Origin of the sequence: Stenotrophomonas sp. SI-NJAU-1 (assembly GCF_020883215.1) — a bacterium.
Classification (GTDB): Bacteria; Pseudomonadota; Gammaproteobacteria; order Xanthomonadales; family Xanthomonadaceae; genus Stenotrophomonas; species Stenotrophomonas indicatrix.
The window spans coordinates 628,874-646,811 of sequence record NZ_CP086598.1; the positions used below are offsets into that span (position 1 = coordinate 628,874).

The following is a 17,938-nucleotide window of genomic DNA, read 5'->3' on the forward strand; positions in this document are numbered from 1 at the left end:
GCCGGTGGGCAACCCATCGGCACGTCGAGCAGTGAGCGCCAAAGGGGCGTGGCATGGCAACCCTGGTGGGCCAGCCAGGGCAGTCGCAGGGAGTGATGGCCGTAGTGAGCTCCGTCCGTGCAACGGGCGGAGAAGGAAAGCTCAACCATGACCTTGAAGAGGATTTCGAACGTGACCAAGAAGCAGACCCTTCGCATCAATGTGCTGGCTGCCGCCGTGTTGTCGCTGACTGTCGGCGTCAGTGCGGCGCATGCGGCCAAGCCGGGCGTGGCCAAGGAACCGGCGCGCGTGGCCAGCACTGCCCAGCAGAGCGTGGACGGCATCATCGTGAAGTACCGCAACGGCACCGCGGCCGCCAGCGATCGTTCGACCAAGCTCTCGGTCGTGCAGTCGGCACTGTCGCGTGCCATCGTCAGCAGCGGCACCACCAGCCGTGCTGCGGCACTTTCCCCGCTGGTGGAGCGCAAGCTCGGTACCGGTGGCGACCTGATCCGCCTGAAGTCCCGGCTGGGCTCGGCCGACATGCAGAAGGTGCTGGCTGAACTGAATGCCGATCCGTCGGTGCAGTACGCGGTGGCCAACGTGCGCCTGCAGCGCTCGGACCTGCGTGCCACCAATGCGCAGCCGGCACTGGTGCCCAACGATCCCAACTACGCGCAGTACCAGTGGAACTTCTTCAACGCCACCGGTGGTGTGAATGCACCGGCCGCGTGGGATCTCTCGCAGGGCGAGGGCATCGTGGTCGCCGTGCTCGATACCGGCATCCTGCCGGGCGTGCCGGATTTCGGCAGCAATCTGCTGGAAGGCTACGATTTCATCAGTGACAAGGAATCCTCGCGTCGCCCGAACGATGGCCGCGCACCGGGGGCCACCGACTACGGCGACTGGGTGGAAACGGCCAACGAGTGCTACACCGGTTCCGAACCGGAAGGCAGTTCCTGGCACGGCACGCACGTGGCCGGCACCATTGCCGAGGTGACCAACAACGGCAGTGCCCTGGCAGGCCTGGCCTACAAGGCCAAGGTGTTGCCGGTGCGCGTGCTGGGCAAGTGCGGCGGCACCCTGGCCGACATCAGCGACGCCATCACCTGGGCGTCGGGCGGCACCGTGCCGGGCATTCCGGCCAACACCAATCCGGCAGAAATCATCAACATGAGCCTGGGCGGTGGCGGCGCCTGCGATGCCGCCTACCAGGACGCGATCAACGGCGCCGTGTCGCGCGGCACCCTGGTGGTGGTCGCGGCCGGCAATGAAACCGACAACGCGTCCAAGTACCGTCCGGCCAGCTGCAACAACGTGGTGGCGGTGGGTGCGACCCGTGTCACCGGTGGCATCACCTACTACTCCAACTACGGCACCGCGGTCGACCTGTCGGCCCCGGGCGGTGGCGGCAGTGTCGACGGCAACCCGAACGGCTACATCTGGCAGGTCGGTTCCAGTTCGGAAACCACCCCGGACGCCGGTGAGTGGGTGCTGATGGGCAAGGGCGGTACCTCGATGTCCTCGCCGCACGTTGCCGCGGTGGCTGCCATGGTGCAGAGCGCGCTGATCGCCAAGGGCAACGAGCCGCTGGCCCCGGCCGCGCTGGAGACCCTGCTCAAGCAGTCGGCGCGCAAGTTCCCGGTGACCATCCCGGCGGCCACCCCGATCGGTACCGGTATCCTCGATGCCAAGGCCGCACTGGATGCCGCGCTGAAGGAGCCGTGCACCGAGAACTGCGAGCCGGAAGGCATTCCGCTGACCAACAAGGTGACCGTGGGCGGGCTGGCCGGTGCGGCCGCCAGCGAAACCGTCTATACCTTCGAAGCGGCGGCTGGCAAGACGCTGAGCGTGCTGACCTATGGCGGCAGCGGCAACGTGTCGGTATACCTGGCGCAGGGCCGCGTGCCCACCGCGACCGACAACGATGCCAAGTCGACCCGCCCGGGCAACACCGAAACCGTGCGCGTGGCCAAGCCGGTGGCCGGTACCTACTACATCAAGGTGGTGGGTGAGGCCGCTTACAGCGGGGTGAGCATCCTGGCGACCCAGTAATCACCGGCTGTCGTAAATGAACAAGCGAGGCCCGTTACCTGTGTGACGGGCCTCGTCTTTTCACGAAAGAAGAATCGGTGCGGGTGGAAACCACGGCTTAACTGCTAAAGTCGGGACGATCGACAGGAGAGTCATGTGAACGCGCTCGCTGCCACTGCCACCGACGACACTGAAGGCCGCATCCTCGATGCGCTGCTGGCACGTGGTCGGCTCAAGGAAGGAGATCTGGCACGTGCGCGGCCGCTGCATGCCGAGTCCGGTGGCAGCCTGCTTGGCCTGCTGGTACGGCTTGGGCTGGTGTCCGAACGTGACCAGGCGCAGGCCAGCGCCGATGTGCTGGGCCTGCCGCTGCTGGAAGGACGGCAGCTGCCTGAATCGCCACCGCAGGCGCTGGCCGAAGGCCTGCCGCTGTCGCTGCGCTTCCTCAAGCAGTTCCACGTGTGCCCGCTGGCGCTGGATGAACACGGCGTGCAGCTGTGGTTGGCCGACGCCCACGATCCTTACCCGCAGCAGGCCGTGCAGTTGGCACTGGGTGTACCGGTCACGCCGCTGCTGGGCATGCGCGCGGAGATCGATGATCTGGTCGAGCGCTGGTTCGGCCAGGGCCGCAGTGCGATGGGCGCGATCGTGGAAACCGCCGATGGCGAGGGCGGCGCAGTGGACGATATCGAGCACCTGCGCGATCTCGCTTCCGAAGCGCCGGTGATCCGCCTGGTCAACCTGGTGATCCAGCGCGCGGTCGAACTACGCGCGTCGGACATCCACGTAGAGCCGTTCGAAAACCGGCTGAAGGTGCGTTACCGCGTCGATGGCGTGCTGGTCGAAGGCGAGAGCCCGCCGGCCAACCTGACCGCCGCGGTGATCAGCCGCATCAAGATCATGGCCCGGCTCAACATCGCCGAGCGCCGCCTGCCGCAGGATGGCCGCATCATGCTGCGCGTGCAGGGCAAGGAACTGGACCTGCGTGTCAGCACGGTGCCCACCGCGCACGGCGAAAGCGTGGTGATGCGCCTGCTTGATCGCGAGACGGTGGTGTTCGACTTCCATCGGCTGGGCTTCACCGATGCCTTCCTGCCGCAGTTCCGCAAGGTGCTTGAACAGCCGCACGGCATCCTGCTGGTGACCGGCCCCACCGGGTCGGGCAAGACCACCACGCTGTACACCGCGCTGAGCCAGCTCAACACCGCCGACGTCAAGATCATCACCGTTGAAGATCCGGTCGAGTACCAGATCGAAGGCATCAACCAGATCCAGGCCAAGCCACAGATCGGGCTGGATTTCGCCAATGCGCTGCGCAGCATCGTGCGCCAGGATCCGGACATCATCATGATCGGTGAAATGCGCGATCTGGAAACCGCGCGCATCGCGATCCAGTCGGCGTTGACCGGCCACCTGGTGCTGTCCACGCTGCACACCAACAATGCCGCAGGCGGCATTACCCGCCTGCTCGACATGGGCGTGGAAGATTATCTGCTCACCTCCACCATCAACGGCATCCTGGCCCAGCGCCTGGTGCGCCGGCTGGAGCCGACCCACGCCGAACGCTACGAAGCCTCGCCGGAAGAGATCGAACGCTTCGACCTGCGCCGCCTGCAACCGGATGGAACGATCCACCTGTATCGCCCGAAGCCTTCGGCGCTGGCGCCGACCGGCTACCTGGGGCGCACCACCATCATGGAATTCCTGGTGATGAACGACGCGCTGCGCCGTGCGGTGATGCGTCGCGATGGCATGGGCGAGATCGAGCGCATCGCCCGCGAAGCCGGCATGCGCACCATGTACGAGGACGGCCTGAGCAAGGCCCTGAGCGGGCAGACGACCCTCGAGGAAGTCCTGCGCGTGACCGAGGAAGGCTGATGCGCGTGCAGGGACGACGCTGACATGCCGAACTACCGTTACAAGGCACTGAACCCACACGGTGAAGTGTTCGACGGACAGATGGAAGCGGCCAGCGAGGCCGAGCTGGTCGCGCGCCTGCAGGACCAGGGCCATCTGCCGATGGAGACGCAGCTGGCCGACGGGGGGGCGGTTGGCGGCAGCAGCCTGCGCGGCCTGTTCCGCCAGCGTCCGCTGCAGGGCGCGGCATTGCTGCAGTTCACCCAGCAGCTGGCCACCCTGCTCGGTGCCGGGCAGCCGCTGGACCGCGCGCTGTCGATCCTGCTCAGCCTGCCCGAAGACGAGCGCTCGCGCCGCGCGATCACTGACATCCGCGACGTGGTGCGTGGTGGCGCGCCGCTGTCGACCGCGCTGGAACGCCAGCACGGCCTGTTCTCGCGTCTATACGTGAACATGGTGCGCGCCGGCGAAGCCGGTGGCAGCCTGCACGAGACGCTGCAACGCCTGGCCGACTACCTCGAACGCAGCCGTGCGCTGCAGGGCAAGGTGATCAACGCGCTGGTCTACCCGGCGATCCTGCTGGTGGTGGTGGGCGGTGCGCTGCTGTTCCTGCTGGGCTACGTGGTGCCGCAGTTCGCACAGATGTACGAAAGCCTGGACGTGGCGCTGCCATGGTTCACCAACCTGGTGCTGCAGCTGGGCCTGTTCGTGCGCGACTGGTGGGTGCTGCTGCTGGTGGTGCCGGGCGTGCTGCTGCTGTTGTTCGAACGCAAGGTGCGGCAGCCCGCGTTCCGTCTGGCGCTGGATGGCTGGCTGCTGCAGCGCCGGGGCATCGGCCGCCTGCTGGGCGAGCTGGAAACCGCGCGGCTGGCGCGCACCCTGGGGACACTGCTGCGCAACGGCGTGCCGCTGCTGGGGGCACTGGGCATCGCCGGCAACGTGCTTGGCAACCGCGCCCTGGCGGCAGACCTGGAGACCGCCGCCGACGAGGTCAAGAACGGCACCGGCCTGTCGCTGGCGTTGTCGCGCGGCAAGCGTTTTCCCCGGCTGGCGCTGCAGATGATCCAGGTCGGCGAGGAGTCCGGCGCGCTCGATACCATGCTGCTGAAAGCTGCTGATACCTTCGAACAGGACAGCGCCCGCCGCATCGACCGCCTGCTGGCGGCGATGGTGCCGGCGATCACCCTGGTGCTGGCCTCGGTGGTCGGCGCGGTGATCGTGGCCGTGCTGGTGCCGTTGTACGACCTTACCAACGCCATCGGCTGACGATGGCCTCCTTCGCAACCCCGACATCCCGTACCTGAAAGGACCGACCATGATTGCTTCCCGTCGACCGATCCGCCTTTCCTTCACCGCCGCACGCCACCAGTCGGGCATGAGCCTGCTGGAGATCATCATCGTCATCGTGCTGATCGGCGCGGTGCTGACTCTGGTCGCCAGCCGCGTGCTCGGCGGCGCCGATCGTGGCAAGGCCAACATCGCCAAGGCGCAGGTGCAGACCGTTGCCTCCAAGGTCGACAACTACCAGATCGACACCGGCAAGCTGCCCGCCTCGCTCAACGACCTGGTGACCGCACCGGCCGGCGTCGCTGGCTGGCTGGGCCCGTATGCCAAGCCTGCCGACCTCAACGACCCGTGGGGCCATGCGCTGGAGTACCGCGCACCGGGCGAGGGCCAGGCGTATGAACTGATCAGCCTGGGCAAGGACGGCAAGGCTGGCGGCAGCAGCGTCGACGCTGATATCCGCTACCAGCCATAAGCACGCATGCTGCTTTTCCTGCCGCGCCGGGTGTCACACCCGCGCCTGCACGGCAGGCGCGCGGCGGGCCTGTCGCTGCTGGAAATGCTGCTGGTGATCGCGTTGATCGCGGCCATCGGCCTGATCACCGCCGCTGGCATGTCGCGCGGCTTTGCCGGCATGCAGCTGCGCAGTGCCGGCAAGGACATCGCCAACCAGCTGCGCATGGTGCGCGCGCAGGCCATTGCCCGCGGCGAACCGCAGCGCTTCGTGATCGAACCGGCGCAGCATCGTTGGCAGGGCGCCAGCCAGCGCCACGGTGAAGTGCCGGCCAAGCTGAAGGTGCAGTTCGAAGGTGCCGCGCAGTTGGCCACCGCGCCCGGCCAGGGCGTGATCGAATTCCATCCCGATGGCGGTTCCAGCGGCGGCCGCATCCGCCTGCAGCTGGAGAGCGCCGAGTGGCGCATCGATGTGGGCTGGTTGACCGGTGAAGTCCGTTCCGGACCGTGGCGGGCGCAATGAGGTCGCGCGCCCGGGGTTTCACCCTGCTGGAAGTGATCGTTGCCTTCGCCTTGCTCGGGTTGGCGCTGACGCTGTTGCTGGGCAGCCTGTCCGGCGGCGCGCGGCAGGTGCGCGACGCCGAGCTGCGCACGCGCGCGGTGCTGCACGCGCAGTCGTTGCTGGCCGCCGCCGGGGTGGAAGCACCGCTGCAGGCCGGCAGCCAGCAGGGCGAGTGGGAGCAGGGGCGTTATCACTGGCAGCTGCAGGTGCAGCCCTGGGCCGAGCCGCGCAGTGGTGCGCTGCCCGCTGCGCAGTCGCCGGGCGCACCCTGGCTGGCGGAACTGCAGCTGCAGGTGCGTTGGGGCGACAGTGAACGCGAGCAGTTGCGCTGGCGCAGCCTGCGTCTGTTGCCGCCCGCGCTGGAGAATGCGCGATGAGGCGCCGCGCACGCGGCTTCACCCTGGTCGAAGTGATGCTGGCCACGGTGCTGCTGGCAGGCGGCCTGGCGTTGGCGTTCGCCAGCGTGCGATCGGCGATGGCGATCAGCCAGCGCGGCGAGCAGATTGCCGCGCAGAGCGAACGCATGCGCGCAGTGCAGGCCCTGCTGCGGCGGCAGCTCGCCAGTGCCCTGCGCAGCCCGCTGGAAGTGCCCGATCCCACCCGCGAACCGGTGTTCTTCCAGGGTGACGATCAGGGCATGCAGTTCGTTGCCGACCTGCCGGGCTATCTCGGTCGTGGCGGCCCTTACCTGCATGCGCTGCAGGTGGATGGCGCAGCCGGCCACCGCCGCTTGCTGCTGGGGCTGGTGCTGCTGCAGGAAGGCGAGCGCATCGAAGAGAACCCGCCGCGCCCGCCCGAAGTGCTGGCGGAGGAGCTGAAGGACGTAAGGCTGCGCTACCGCGGTGTCGACGCCAGCAACGGGCAGCTGACCGAATGGTTGCCACGCTGGGAGGACACCCGGCGCCTGCCATTGCTGGTGGAAGTGCAGATCGTGCCGGCCAGGGGCGCGCCGTGGCCGCCGCTGGTGGTGTCACTGCGGGCCGGTGGCAGCGGAGGTGCGCGATGAAGCGTCCACGTGGTGCCGCGCTGGTCCTGGTGTTGTGGTTGATCGCGCTGATGACCGCGCTGGTCGGCGCCTTTGCGCTCAGCGCACGGGTCGAACACCTGCAGCAGCGGGTGCTCGGTGACGACGCACGCGGCCAGGAGCGCGCCCGCGCCGGCCTGGAATACGCGTTGCTGCGGCTGCAGCCGGACCCGCAGCGTCCGCCGTGGCAGGCTGATGGCCGCGCCTATCGCTGGCAGTTCGACGACGCCCGCATCGAGATCCGGGTGCTGGACGAGAACGGCAAGATCAACCTCAACCTGGCCGATGCGGCCCTGCTGTCCGCATTCATGCAGGCACTGGGCGAGCCGGCAGAAAGCGCCAGGCAGCTGGCCGGTGCGATCATCGACTGGCGCGACGAAGACAGCCTGCTGCAGCCCGGTGGCGGTGCCGAGGCGCCGGAGTACGCCGCCGCAGGCCTGCCCTATGGCCCGCGCAACAAGCGCTTTGAAACCCTGGGCGAACTGCAGCGAGTGCTGGGGATGCGCGGGCCGCTGTATGCCGCGATGCTGCCGCACCTGACGCTCTACAGCCGGCAGGCGCGACCGGATCCACGCTTCGCCAGTGGCCCGGTGTTGACCGCAATGGGCCTGGATGCGGAACAACTGCTGGCGCAACGCGCCCAGCAGGAGCGTGACGGAGATAACGCTGCGGGTGCATCGGCGCTTGCCAGCGGCAGTGGCACCTATAGTATCGAGTCCCGCGCCACTGACGGCAGCGGACGCCTGTCGGTGCTGCAGGCGGTGGTGCGCAACGGATCGGGCGGGGTGCCCGGCCGGACCTACACAGTGCTTCGCTGGGAGCAGGGAATGGCAGCAAGATGACGGCGTGGCAGGACAGTCTGCGGCAGGTGCAGGGCCAGATCGGCCCCGGTGCCGGCCGTTTCCTGCGCTGGTGGCGGCAGTCGTTGCTGGCCTGGGTGCCGATGCGTTGGCAATGGGCGCTGGGCTGGTCGCAGACCCGCCTGCTGCTGCAGTGCGAAGACGGGCAGTTGCAGGTCTGGCGCGAAACCGGTGACGGCCTCGAGCCTGTGGCCCGCCTGCCATGGCCGCTGCAACCGGCGGACCTGGACCGCGTGCTGGAGCCGCGCCTGCGCAGCCTGCCACGGGTGTGGCTGCTGCCGGCCGGGCAGGTCCTGCGGCGCACTCTGCGTCTGCCTGCCGCAGCCGCTGACCGCCTGCGTGCGGTGGTCGGCTACGAGATCGACCGGCAGACACCGTTCGAAGCCAGCCAGGTCAGCTATGACATCCGTGAGCTGGGCAGTGCCGGCGAAGGCCTGCTGCAAGTGGAGCTGGTGGCCTGGCCGCTGCGCCAGCTGGATGACTGGCGCGCGCAGATCGGAGCGTGGGCCGACGTGCTGGCCGGTGTCGATGCGATCGATGCCCAGGGCCGCGCGCTGCAGGTCAACCTGCTGCCGCCCGCGCAGCGTCAGCAGCGACCGGACCCGATGCGGCGCTGGAACCTGCTGCTTGCCATGGCTGCGCTGGTGATGCTGGTGCTGGCGGCGATGCAGTTGCTGGACAACCGTCGTGACGCCGTCGATGCGCTGCGCGCAGACGTCGAGCGCAGCGCCCGCAGTGCGCGCGGCGTGGCCAGCGAACGCAGCCAGCTGCAGGCGCTGCTGGATGGAGCGGCGTTCCTGGAAGCACAGCGCAACCAGCGCGCCAGTACCGTCGAAGTCTGGAACGAGCTGACCCGACGCCTGCCCGATGGCACCTACCTGGAAAAACTGGCGATCGAGAACAACAGCCTGCAGTTGATCGGCCTCAGCAGCGAAGCATCGCAGCTGGTCACGCTGCTGCAGGACGCGCCGCAGTGGCGCAAGGTCAACCTTACCGGCGTGCTGCAGGCTGACGGTGCCGCCAGTGGCCGCGACCGCTTCACCCTGACCGCCGAGCTGCAGCCATTGCCTTCGGCGGCAGCGGCGCCGGCACCCGCCCCGACTGCAACCACGGAGGCGGCCAATGCCGATGCCAAGCGCACGCCGTGACCGCTGGCTGGCACTGGCACTGTTGTTGGCAGTGCTGGGCCTGGCCTACCTGCTGCTGGTGCACCCGTGGTTCACCCAGCCGCTGCTGGCGATCGATGCCGATGCCGCCGCCCTGCGCGAGCGCCAGCAGCGCGTGCAGGCGCAGCTGCAGCAGCAGCCGCAGATCGAACAGCGGCTGCGCGCAACCCGCGACGCCCTGCAGCAGCGCCCGGGGTTCCTGCAGGAAGCCACCGCCGAGGCCGCCGCGGCCGCGCTCGGCGCACGCCTGCAGGATGCGGTGGCGATGGCCAGCCCGGGCAACCGCAGCTGCACCATCAGCAACCGCACGCCGTTGAGCGACAACCGTCGCGATGCTGCGTTCGTGCGCGTGGCCATGCAGGTGCGCCTGCGCTGTGGCGTGGCCGAACTGGCCACCGTGCTGCACAGCCTGGAGACCGGCAGCCCGCGCCTGTTCGTGGACAACCTCAACCTGATCGCACAGCGCTTCCAGCAATCGCCCAACGAATCCGGCCTCGGCCTGGATGTGTCCTTCGAGCTGGCCGGCTACCTGTTGCCGGCGGCTGCTGCCGATCCCTCGACAGCACCCGTGGCCACGCCGCCTGCAGCAGCGCCGGTGGCGTCGCCGCCGGCACCTGTGCCGTCACCGGCGGAGCAGCCTGCCACCGATGCGCAGGAGGTGGCCGATGAAGCTTGAGCAGATCAGCCTGCGCACCGGGCTGTTGCTGGCGGTGGCCGGATGGGCCGCAGCGCTCTGGCTGGCCACCGGCTTCGGTCTTGGCAGCCAGCTGCCCACGGTCAGTGCGGAGGGCGACGCCCAGGCCGCGCTGCCGGCGCTGCCCGTGCTGGCGCCCGAACGCATGGCCGGCGCAGACAGCTACAGCGTGATCAGCGAACGGCCCCTGTTCGCCGAAGACCGCAAGCCGCGCCCGTATCTGCTGGGGGGCAGTGAAGCCGCCGCCAGTCCGGCACTGCGCCTGACCGGCGTGCTGATGACCGGCGACTTCAGCATGGCCACCTTCACCACCGAGCAGGGCCGGTCGCTGCGCCTGCGCCTCAACGGCGATGCAGTCGATGGCTGGCAGCTGGTGGCATTGGAACCGCGCCAGGCCACGGTGATCGGCTCCAGTGGCAGCCAGGTGCTGGAACTGGCCGTGTTCAATGGCCAGGGCGGTGAAGCGCCGACCGCGCTGCGCGGAGCCGCTGGCACACCGCCTGTGCCTGGCGCGGTGGTTCCGCCGCCGCCACCGCAGCCAACGCCCAGCCAGACCCTGCCCAACCCCCGTGCCGCCGATGGCAACGTGGCTCCCGCCTCGCCTGCACCGGCCGCGGCCGCCGCACCCCCTGCAAACACCAACGGTCCCAGCGAAGCGCAGATGCAGGCCATCCGCGAACGCATCCAGGCCCGCCGCCGTCAGCTGCAGCAACAGCAGCAACAACCGTCGCCGCCCCCGGGCGATGGCACCAACCGATAGAGTGAATGCATGAATCTGCGTTTTCTTCCCTGGTCCTTCGCCCTGACGCTGCTGGTCGGCTGCAGCACCGTGTCGGCCCCGCATGTGCAACGCAACGGCAACCTGCAGCCTTCGGCCAGTGCCGGCCAGGCTGCCGTCGATGCGCAGACCGAGGCGGCCGATCAGGTGCAGGGGGCGCCGCAGGCGGTGATCCGCCGTGGCACCGGCACCATGATCAACCGCGAGGCCGCGCGCAAACCGTCGCCCGCGCTGCATGCGGCCAGCTCCGGTGAAGCGACCTTCAACTTTGAAGGCGAATCGGTACATGCGGTGGTCAAGGCCATTCTCGGGGACATGCTCGGCCAGAACTACGTGATCGCGCCGGGCGTGCAGGGCACGGTGACGCTGGCCACGCCCAAGCCGGTATCGCCGGCACAGGCCCTGAACCTGCTGGAGATGGTGCTGGGCTGGAACAACGCCCGCATGGTCTACAGCGGTGGCCGCTACAACATCGTCGCCGCCGACCAGGCACTGGCCGGCACGGTGGCGCCGAGCACCGCGCCGGCCTCCAGCGCACGCGGTTTTGAAGTGCGCGTGGTGCCGCTGCAGTTCATCTCTGCAAGCGAGATGAAGAAGGTGCTGGAGCCGTATGCGCGGCCCAATGCCATCGTCAACGTCGACAGCGGCCGCAACGTGATCACCCTCGGCGGTACGCGTGCGGAACTGGAGAACTACCTGCATACCGTCGAGATCTTCGACGTCGACTGGCTCTCGGGCATGTCGGTGGGCGTATTCCCGATCCAGTCCGGCAAGGCCGAGCAGGTCGCGGCGGATCTGGAGAAGGTCTTCGGCGAAGAGAGCAAGACGCCCAGCGCCGGCATGTTCCGTTTCCTGCCGCTGGAAAACGCAAACGCGGTACTGGTGATCACCCCGCAGGTGCGCTACCTGGACCAGATCCAGCAGTGGCTGGACCGCATCGATACCGCCGGCGGCAGTGCGCGCCTGTTCTCGCATGAACTGCGCTACATCAAGGCACGCGACCTGGCCGAACGCCTCAGCGAAGCCTTTGCCAGCAGCGGCAACCGCAGCGGGTCCGGCTCGGCATCGCTGGCGCCGGGTGCCATTCCCTCGCAGCTGGGCAGCGAGGGCGACCGCGGCATGGATGCGGGCAACAGCAGCAGTTTCAACAACCAGGTCGGTGGCGGCAGCAGCAGCGGTAGTGGCAGCAGCGGCGGCAGCCTGAACCTGCCGCAGCGCCAGTCGGGCAACGTCAGCATCAGCCTGGAAGTGGAGGGCGACCGTGTCGGCGTGTCGGCGGTGGAGGAAACCAACACGCTGCTGGTGCGTTCGACGCCGCAGGCCTGGCGCTCGATCCGCGAAGTGATTGAAAAGCTGGACGTGATGCCGCTGCAGGTGCACATCGAAGCGCAGGTGGCCGAAGTCGGGCTGACCGGCGACCTGAAGTACGGCGTCAACTGGTTCTTCGACAATGCCGTGGCAGGGCGTGCGCTGACCGGCGCGCTGTCCGGGTTGACCCTGCCCGCAGCAGCCGGCGGCTCCTGGAACACCTTCGCTGGTGCAGTGACCGGCACCGATGGCGTCGGCTGGGCATTCACCGGGCACAACGGTGCGGCGGTGGTCAGCGCGCTGGACAAGGTCACCGACGTGCGCCTGCTGCAGACGCCCTCGGTGTTCGTGCGCAACAACGCCGAAGCCACCCTCAACGTGGGCGACAAGGTGCCGATCAACACCACCACGGTCAACACCGGCATCGGCACCAGCAGCTACAGCTCGGTGCAGTACATCGATACCGGCGTGATCCTCAAGGTGCGCCCGCGCGTCACCCGTGACGGCACGGTGTTCCTGGATATCGTGCAGGAGATCAGCAGCGCATCGGACGTGCCGGAGAACTGCAATCCGCAGGAGCGCAACTGCAATCCGCGCATCTCCACCAAGAAGCTGGCCACCGAGGCGGCGGTGCAGAGCGGGGACACCATCATGCTGGCCGGCCTGATCACCGATTCGGCCACCGATGGCAGCAGCGGCATTCCCGGCCTGAGCCGGATTCCGGTACTGGGTGCGCTGTTCGGGCAGAAGAGCCGCACCAGCCGTCGTTCGGAAGTGATCGTGCTGCTGACCCCGACCATCGTCCGCAACGGCCAGGAGGCGCGCACGCTGACCGACGAGTACAGCCAGCGCTTCCGCGCGATGGAACCGCTGAACCAGCCGCGCAGGAAGTAAGCCGGCCGGGCTGCGCCCGGCACCCTCCGAAGCCGAAGCTGAAGCCGAAGCCGAAGCCGAAGCCGAAGCCGAAGCAACGGCAACGGCAACGGCAACAGCGGGCATTCCGTGGGATGGCGGGGCGGTGTGGGCTGGCAGGACACGCCGTAAACCCGTCCCTGGGGCTCGATGGCGCCATCCATGGCGCCAACGGTCCTGCCAGCCCACACCGCCCCGCCGCCGACAGATTCCGTGGGCTGTTGGTAGGTGTCGACCTTGGTCGACACATCTTTCAGATATCGAAATACAGGAATGGGGTCAGATCCGTTTTCCTGCGGAAAACGGATCTGACCCCAGGAGTCGTTCAGACAGTTCGCGGAAAACTGTCGAAGGTGGGGGGGTGTCGGATTGCGGGGTGTCAGCCGCATGGATGCGGCTGCCAAGCCTTATCTGATTGGAATCTGGCAACGTAGGTGTCGAGAGCCGGCGTGGGCCGCCGTGTAAGCCTGGATCTCGACGATCGCCATGTAGCTTGGCGCCCACGCCGGAATCTCCCTTGATCCGCCCGAACAGTTGCTGGAGCTGACACTCGCAGTGATAAGACTGGGCAAGCGGGGAGCTCTCGACCCTTCCAGACTATACGGAGTCCGGTGATGAACGGGATCGGGATTGATGTCAGCAAGCGCCGGCTCGACGTTGGCACGACAGACGGAAAGACCCTGCAGGTCAGCAATAGCCGCTCCGGCTTTGCTGAATTGGACCTCTGGCTGAGGAAACGCCCAGCCGTCCAGATCGTGCTGGAGGCCACTGGTGGCTACGAACAGCCTGTGCTGGACTTCCTGCACAACGCTGGTCATCCGGTGGTCCGCGCCAACGCGCTGCGGGCCCGAAGGCTGGCCCAGGGGATGGGGCAGATGGCCAAGACCGACCGCCTGGATGCCTATGCATTGGCGCAGATGGCGGCCTTGGTGAAACTGCCGTCCTATCAGCCATTGGAACCTTGGCAGCGGAAGATGCGGGAATTTGTGCGGGCACGTCGACAGGCGATGCACGCGCTGACCGTCGCGCGGCAGCAGCAGGAAATGGTGGGTAATCGTGAATTACGCCGACTGCTTCAGGCCAACATCACTTGCTTGCAGAGAACGGTGGAACGTTTGGGAAAGCGGATTTCCGAACAGGTTTCCAAGCAGCCTCAACTGGCTGTCCTGAAGTCGATGAAAGGTGTTGGCCCGGGCCTGCAGGCCGTGTTGGCCAGCTATCTTCCCGAGCTGGGCAAGATCAGTGGCAAGGCCGTGGCCAGCCTGGTCGGTGTGGCACCGATGTCCCATGACAGCGGGACCCTGCGTGGCAAACGAAGCATCCATGGCGGCAGGGCTGAGATCCGTCAGGTGCTCTACATGGCCAGCATGTCGGCCATGCGGCATGAACCTCGCCTGCGGGACTTTTACCAGTCGCTGCGAGCGCGGGGCAAGGAAGGCAAAGTGGCCATCGTGGCGGTGATGCGGAAGATGCTGGTGATTCTCAACGCCCGTATGCGTGACGCTCAAGGCGGACCGATCCCCGCCTGAGCGCACCAGAGGGCGTTGCTCCTGAGGCTGCCGGCCAGCGGCCGGCACTACCGTGCCCGTCTGCAGGAGGGGCCCAGGCTCCTCCTGCAACACAGTTGCTACAAGGACGTACTTGCGGCGTCCCCGCAATCCGATACCGCCCCGCCATCCCCCAGGACCCCAGCTGTTGCTGTTGCTTCGGCCGTGGCTCTGGCTCTGGCCTCTGCGGGTGCCGGGTGCAACCCGGCCGACACCCACCCGATGCTACGCTGTGGCCACCGACAACCACGGAGGCGGGATGGGGGCGATCGTGTTGTTGCCGCTGGGCGTGGACGACGCGGCACTTGACCGTTGCCTGGCCGCGCTTGATGCCGGTACCGCAGCGGGGACATCGATCTGGCTGGCCGATGACGCGCAGGCCGGGCCACGTGCCCAGGCGGTGGTTGAACACTGGCTGGCACATACGCCGTTGCAGGCCGAATACACCCGCCGCGCCAGGCCACTCGGCGAGGTGGCCCATCTGGACGAAATGCTGCGTGCCTGCGATGGCCTGGACGTGGCGGTGCTGGCCCCGGACAGCGTGCCCGCACCGGGATGGCTGCAGCAGCTGCAGGCCTCGTTTGCGCGCGACGCGGCCATTGCCACGGCCACGCCGTGGTGCAACGTGGGCGAAACCGCGGCGTGGCCGCGCTTGGGCGAGCTCAACCCCGAACCTGACGACCCGACGCTGTTGGCCCATGTCTGCGCCGCACTGCCGAGCCTGCATCCTGAACTCCCTTCGGCGGTCACCCACGCCGTGCTGGTGCGCGCCAATGCACGGCGGCGCGCTGGCGGCCTGGATGCAGAAAGCTATCTGGGCTGGAACGCGGCGCTGGTCGATCTGAGCCTGCGCATGGCCGGTCTCGGCTGGCGCAACGTGTTGTGCGAAAACGCCTTCGTCAGCCGCGGCAATGAAGCGCCCAGCCGCGACGGCGACCTGGAAGCACTGGCCGCGCGCTGGCCGGGCTGGATGCCGCGGCTGGCTGACTTCCTGATGCACGACCCGCTGCATACGCTGCGCCAGGATCTGCAGCACGGCCTGCAGCAGGCGATAATGCCGCGCGGGCAGGGCGATCTGTTCGTCCCGCCATCACCGTTGGAGCCGCCTGTTTGAATTCCGCCATTGCCGCCATCGTCGTCACCTACCAGAGCGGCAGCACCATCGACGCCTGCCTGTCGCGGCTGCGCCAGGCGCAGGACGTGGCCGAGATCCGGGTGGTCGACAATGGCTCGCTGGATGACACCCTGGAAGTCGTGCAGCGCCACGCCAGCCACGATCCGCGTGTACGTTTCATCGCCAACCCGGACAATCCCGGTTTCGCCGCGGCCAACAACCAGGGCGTAGCCGATTCACGCAGCCCGTGGCTGGCCTTCATCAATCCCGACCTGATGGTCGACGTCGATACACTGGCAGCCCTGCGTGACCGCGCCGATGCGGTGGGCGACAGTCTGCTGGGGGTGGAGCAGGTGGACGAACACGGGCAGGCCGATGACGCGGTGCGGCGCCGGGATCCGGACTTCCTTGCCATGTTGCGCTCGCCCGGTCGCGGCGCGCGATTGGCCATTGCCCGCGACCCGGCGCAGCCGTTGCAGCAGGTGCCGGCATTGTCCGGTGCGCTGCTGCTGATGCCGCGCGCTCTGTTTGATCGCATCGGCGGCTGGGATGCCGGCTATCGGCTGCACGCCGAAGACCTGGACCTGTGCCGCCGCGTGCGTGAGGCCGGTGGCGTGGTTGCCATCGCCAACGACCTGAAGGTGACCCACGTGCGCGGGGTGTCCAGCCGTTCGCGCCCGTTCTTCGTCGAATGGCACAAGCATCGCGGGCTGTGGCGCTATTTCAGCAAGTTCGAAGCACCGCAGCGGTCATTGCCGGTGCGGGTGGCGGTGTGGGGGGCGATCTGGGCCCATGCGCTGGTGCAGGTGCCGAGGTTGCTGCGCAGGTCGCTGTAACGCGCAGGCACATCCACGCATGGCGTGGCTCCACCGCAGAGCGGGTGATGGGGGGGGGCCTCATCGCGGACCCCGGTTCACCCGAACGAGCGCATAATTCCCCCATGCCTATCATCCAGTCCCTGCTCGACACCGACCTGTACAAGTTCACCATGATGCAGGCGGTGCTGCACCAGCACCCCGGCGCGCAGGTTCAATACCGTTTCAAATGCCGCACCCCCGGTATCGAACTGGCCCGCTACATCGACCAGATCGATGAGGAGATCGACCACCTGTGCAGCCTGCGCTTCAGCAATGAAGAGCTGGATTACATGCGTGGCCTGCGCTTCGTGAAACCCGATTTCGCCGACTTCCTCGGCCTGTTCCACCTGGACCGCAAGTACATCCAGCTGCGCGCGTCGAAGACGGTGCCCGGCGAGATCGAACTGGACATCACCGGTCCGTGGTTGCACACCATCCTGTTCGAAGTGCCGTTGCTGGCGATCATCAACGAAGTGTGGTTCCGCAACACCACCACGGCCGATTTCGCCGAAGGCGAACGCCGCCTGCAGGCCAAGGCCGCGCTGCTGCGCGATACCCCCGGCTTCGAACAGTGCCGCATCGCCGACTATGGCAGCCGCCGCCGCTACTCGCGCGACTGGCATGCACGCCTGCTGCCGCTGCTGCGCGATGCGCTGGGCCCGCAGCTGGTCGGCACCAGCAACGTGCACTTCGCGCGCCTGTATGGCATGACGCCACACGGCACCATGGCCCACGAATACCTGCAGGCGTTCCAGGCACTGGGCCCGCGCCTGCGCGATTCGCAGGTGGCGGCGCTGGAATCGTGGGCGCGCGAGTACCGCGGTGACCTTGGCATCGCCCTGTCCGACGTGGTCGGGCTGGACGCGTTCCTGCGCGACTTCGACATGTATTTCTGCAAGCTGTTCGACGGCGTGCGCCATGATTCGGGCGACCCGTTCGACTGGGGCGACCGCATGCTGGCCCACTTCCAGCTGCGCCGGGTCGACCCGCGCAGCAAGGTGCTGGTGTTCAGCGATGGGCTCGACATCACCAAGGTGATGCGCCTGTACGACTACTTCCGTGGCCGCTGCCAGGTGGCGTTCGGCGTGGGCACCCACCTGACCAACGATCTGGGGCCCACCCCGCTCAACATCGTCATCAAGATGGTCCGCTGCAATGGCCAGCCGGTGGCCAAGCTCAGTGACTCGCCGGGCAAGAGCATGTGCGACGACCCGGGCTACCTGTCCTACCTGCGTCAGGTGTTCGAGCTGCCAGCGGAAGAGAGACCTGCCGTCACAAAGTGACGCGCTACGTCATCGGCTGCGATCGACGCCCGTGGCGTAGTTTGTGATGCATATCACATTTGTGTGGCTGAAATTCACAGAATCGCTTACGATCTGGCGACAGGATGTTTAGCAGGCCTTGAGGGAGTTCTGCGGTGAAGGTTCTTTCCGTTTCCGGTCCTGAAGCAATCACGATGGGACCGGTGGTCAAGGCGCTGGGTGAGGCGCCGGACCACCGCACTGATGA

Annotated in this window: 16 protein-coding genes; all 16 read left to right on the plus strand. The window is 67.5% G+C overall.

Annotation, left to right across the window (positions count from 1 at the left end; translation table 11 throughout):
* Positions 1-171 precede the first annotated feature (171 nt).
* The 16 genes from LMF57_RS02770 to pncB all read left to right on the plus strand — a co-directional run bounded on the left by LMF57_RS02770 (position 172) and on the right by pncB (position 17,712).
* Complete coding sequence (locus LMF57_RS02770) at positions 172-2,034, plus strand: S8 family peptidase (RefSeq protein ID WP_229290737.1); 1,863 nt, start codon at positions 172-174, stop codon at positions 2,032-2,034.
* A gap of 135 nt (positions 2,035-2,169) precedes the next feature.
* The gene (gspE, locus tag LMF57_RS02775) at positions 2,170-3,891 is read left to right on the plus strand and encodes a type II secretion system ATPase GspE (protein WP_117309498.1); all 1,722 of its coding nucleotides are present in this window, start codon (positions 2,170-2,172) and stop codon (positions 3,889-3,891) included.
* A 24-nt stretch (positions 3,892-3,915) separates the two neighbouring features.
* On the plus strand, positions 3,916-5,136 hold the full coding sequence (locus LMF57_RS02780) for a type II secretion system F family protein (protein ID WP_117309499.1): 1,221 nt from the start codon (positions 3,916-3,918) through the stop codon (positions 5,134-5,136).
* A gap of 49 nt (positions 5,137-5,185) precedes the next feature.
* Entirely contained in the window at positions 5,186-5,629 is a 444-nt protein-coding gene (gspG, locus tag LMF57_RS02785) for a type II secretion system major pseudopilin GspG (protein WP_093818848.1), read from the plus strand.
* A gap of 6 nt (positions 5,630-5,635) precedes the next feature.
* A complete protein-coding gene (locus LMF57_RS02790) occupies positions 5,636-6,130 on the plus strand; it encodes a GspH/FimT family pseudopilin (RefSeq protein ID WP_117309500.1) in 495 nt (164 codons plus the stop codon).
* A complete protein-coding gene (locus LMF57_RS02795) occupies positions 6,127-6,546 on the plus strand; it encodes a prepilin-type N-terminal cleavage/methylation domain-containing protein (protein WP_025876704.1) in 420 nt (139 codons plus the stop codon). Before LMF57_RS02790 ends, LMF57_RS02795 begins: the two co-directional genes overlap by 4 nt.
* A complete protein-coding gene (locus LMF57_RS02800) occupies positions 6,543-7,175 on the plus strand; it encodes a type II secretion system protein J (protein ID WP_093818850.1) in 633 nt (210 codons plus the stop codon). The genes LMF57_RS02795 and LMF57_RS02800 overlap by 4 nt, the downstream gene beginning before the upstream one ends.
* Complete coding sequence (locus LMF57_RS02805; RefSeq protein WP_117309501.1) at positions 7,172-8,035, plus strand: type II secretion system protein GspK; 864 nt, start codon at positions 7,172-7,174, stop codon at positions 8,033-8,035. The genes LMF57_RS02800 and LMF57_RS02805 overlap by 4 nt, the downstream gene beginning before the upstream one ends.
* Complete coding sequence (locus LMF57_RS02810; protein ID WP_117309502.1) at positions 8,032-9,201, plus strand: PilN domain-containing protein; 1,170 nt, start codon at positions 8,032-8,034, stop codon at positions 9,199-9,201. The genes LMF57_RS02805 and LMF57_RS02810 overlap by 4 nt, the downstream gene beginning before the upstream one ends.
* On the plus strand, positions 9,176-9,895 hold the full coding sequence (gspM, locus tag LMF57_RS02815) for a type II secretion system protein GspM (protein WP_032977172.1): 720 nt from the start codon (positions 9,176-9,178) through the stop codon (positions 9,893-9,895). Before LMF57_RS02810 ends, gspM begins: the two co-directional genes overlap by 26 nt.
* On the plus strand, positions 9,885-10,673 hold the full coding sequence (locus LMF57_RS02820) for a general secretion pathway protein GspN (protein ID WP_117309503.1): 789 nt from the start codon (positions 9,885-9,887) through the stop codon (positions 10,671-10,673). The genes gspM and LMF57_RS02820 overlap by 11 nt, the downstream gene beginning before the upstream one ends.
* A gap of 9 nt (positions 10,674-10,682) precedes the next feature.
* The gene (gene gspD, locus LMF57_RS02825; protein ID WP_117309504.1) at positions 10,683-12,893 is read left to right on the plus strand and encodes a type II secretion system secretin GspD; all 2,211 of its coding nucleotides are present in this window, start codon (positions 10,683-10,685) and stop codon (positions 12,891-12,893) included.
* A gap of 632 nt (positions 12,894-13,525) precedes the next feature.
* A complete protein-coding gene (locus LMF57_RS02830; protein WP_229290738.1) occupies positions 13,526-14,440 on the plus strand; it encodes an IS110 family transposase in 915 nt (304 codons plus the stop codon).
* Positions 14,441-14,717: 277 nt separating this feature from the next.
* On the plus strand, positions 14,718-15,572 hold the full coding sequence (locus LMF57_RS02835) for a glycosyltransferase (RefSeq protein ID WP_229290740.1): 855 nt from the start codon (positions 14,718-14,720) through the stop codon (positions 15,570-15,572).
* Positions 15,569-16,408 (plus strand): glycosyltransferase family 2 protein, encoded by an 840-nt coding sequence (locus LMF57_RS02840; protein ID WP_208082626.1) that lies wholly within the window; start codon positions 15,569-15,571, stop codon positions 16,406-16,408. Before LMF57_RS02835 ends, LMF57_RS02840 begins: the two co-directional genes overlap by 4 nt.
* Before the next feature lie 104 nt (positions 16,409-16,512).
* Entirely contained in the window at positions 16,513-17,712 is a 1,200-nt protein-coding gene (gene pncB / locus LMF57_RS02845) for a nicotinate phosphoribosyltransferase (protein ID WP_117309506.1), read from the plus strand.
* Positions 17,713-17,938 lie beyond the last annotated feature (226 nt).

Bases quoted from the DNA above. Each gene is read 5' to 3' on its own strand.
- LMF57_RS02780 (WP_117309499.1), top strand. From the start codon at position 3,916: ATGCCGAACTACCGTTACAAGGCACTGAACCCACACGGTGAAGTGTTC.
- gspG (WP_093818848.1), top strand. From the start codon at position 5,186: ATGATTGCTTCCCGTCGACCGATCCGCCTTTCCTTCACCGCCGCACGC.
- LMF57_RS02790 (WP_117309500.1), top strand. From the start codon at position 5,636: ATGCTGCTTTTCCTGCCGCGCCGGGTGTCACACCCGCGCCTGCACGGC.
- LMF57_RS02795 (WP_025876704.1), top strand. From the start codon at position 6,127: ATGAGGTCGCGCGCCCGGGGTTTCACCCTGCTGGAAGTGATCGTTGCC.
- LMF57_RS02800 (WP_093818850.1), top strand. From the start codon at position 6,543: ATGAGGCGCCGCGCACGCGGCTTCACCCTGGTCGAAGTGATGCTGGCC.
- LMF57_RS02805 (WP_117309501.1), top strand. From the start codon at position 7,172: ATGAAGCGTCCACGTGGTGCCGCGCTGGTCCTGGTGTTGTGGTTGATC.
- LMF57_RS02810 (WP_117309502.1), top strand. From the start codon at position 8,032: ATGACGGCGTGGCAGGACAGTCTGCGGCAGGTGCAGGGCCAGATCGGC.
- gspM (WP_032977172.1), top strand. From the start codon at position 9,176: ATGCCGATGCCAAGCGCACGCCGTGACCGCTGGCTGGCACTGGCACTG.
- LMF57_RS02820 (WP_117309503.1), top strand. From the start codon at position 9,885: ATGAAGCTTGAGCAGATCAGCCTGCGCACCGGGCTGTTGCTGGCGGTG.
- gspD (WP_117309504.1), top strand. From the start codon at position 10,683: ATGAATCTGCGTTTTCTTCCCTGGTCCTTCGCCCTGACGCTGCTGGTC.
- LMF57_RS02830 (WP_229290738.1), top strand. From the start codon at position 13,526: ATGAACGGGATCGGGATTGATGTCAGCAAGCGCCGGCTCGACGTTGGC.
- LMF57_RS02835 (WP_229290740.1), top strand. From the start codon at position 14,718: ATGGGGGCGATCGTGTTGTTGCCGCTGGGCGTGGACGACGCGGCACTT.
- pncB (WP_117309506.1), top strand. From the start codon at position 16,513: ATGCCTATCATCCAGTCCCTGCTCGACACCGACCTGTACAAGTTCACC.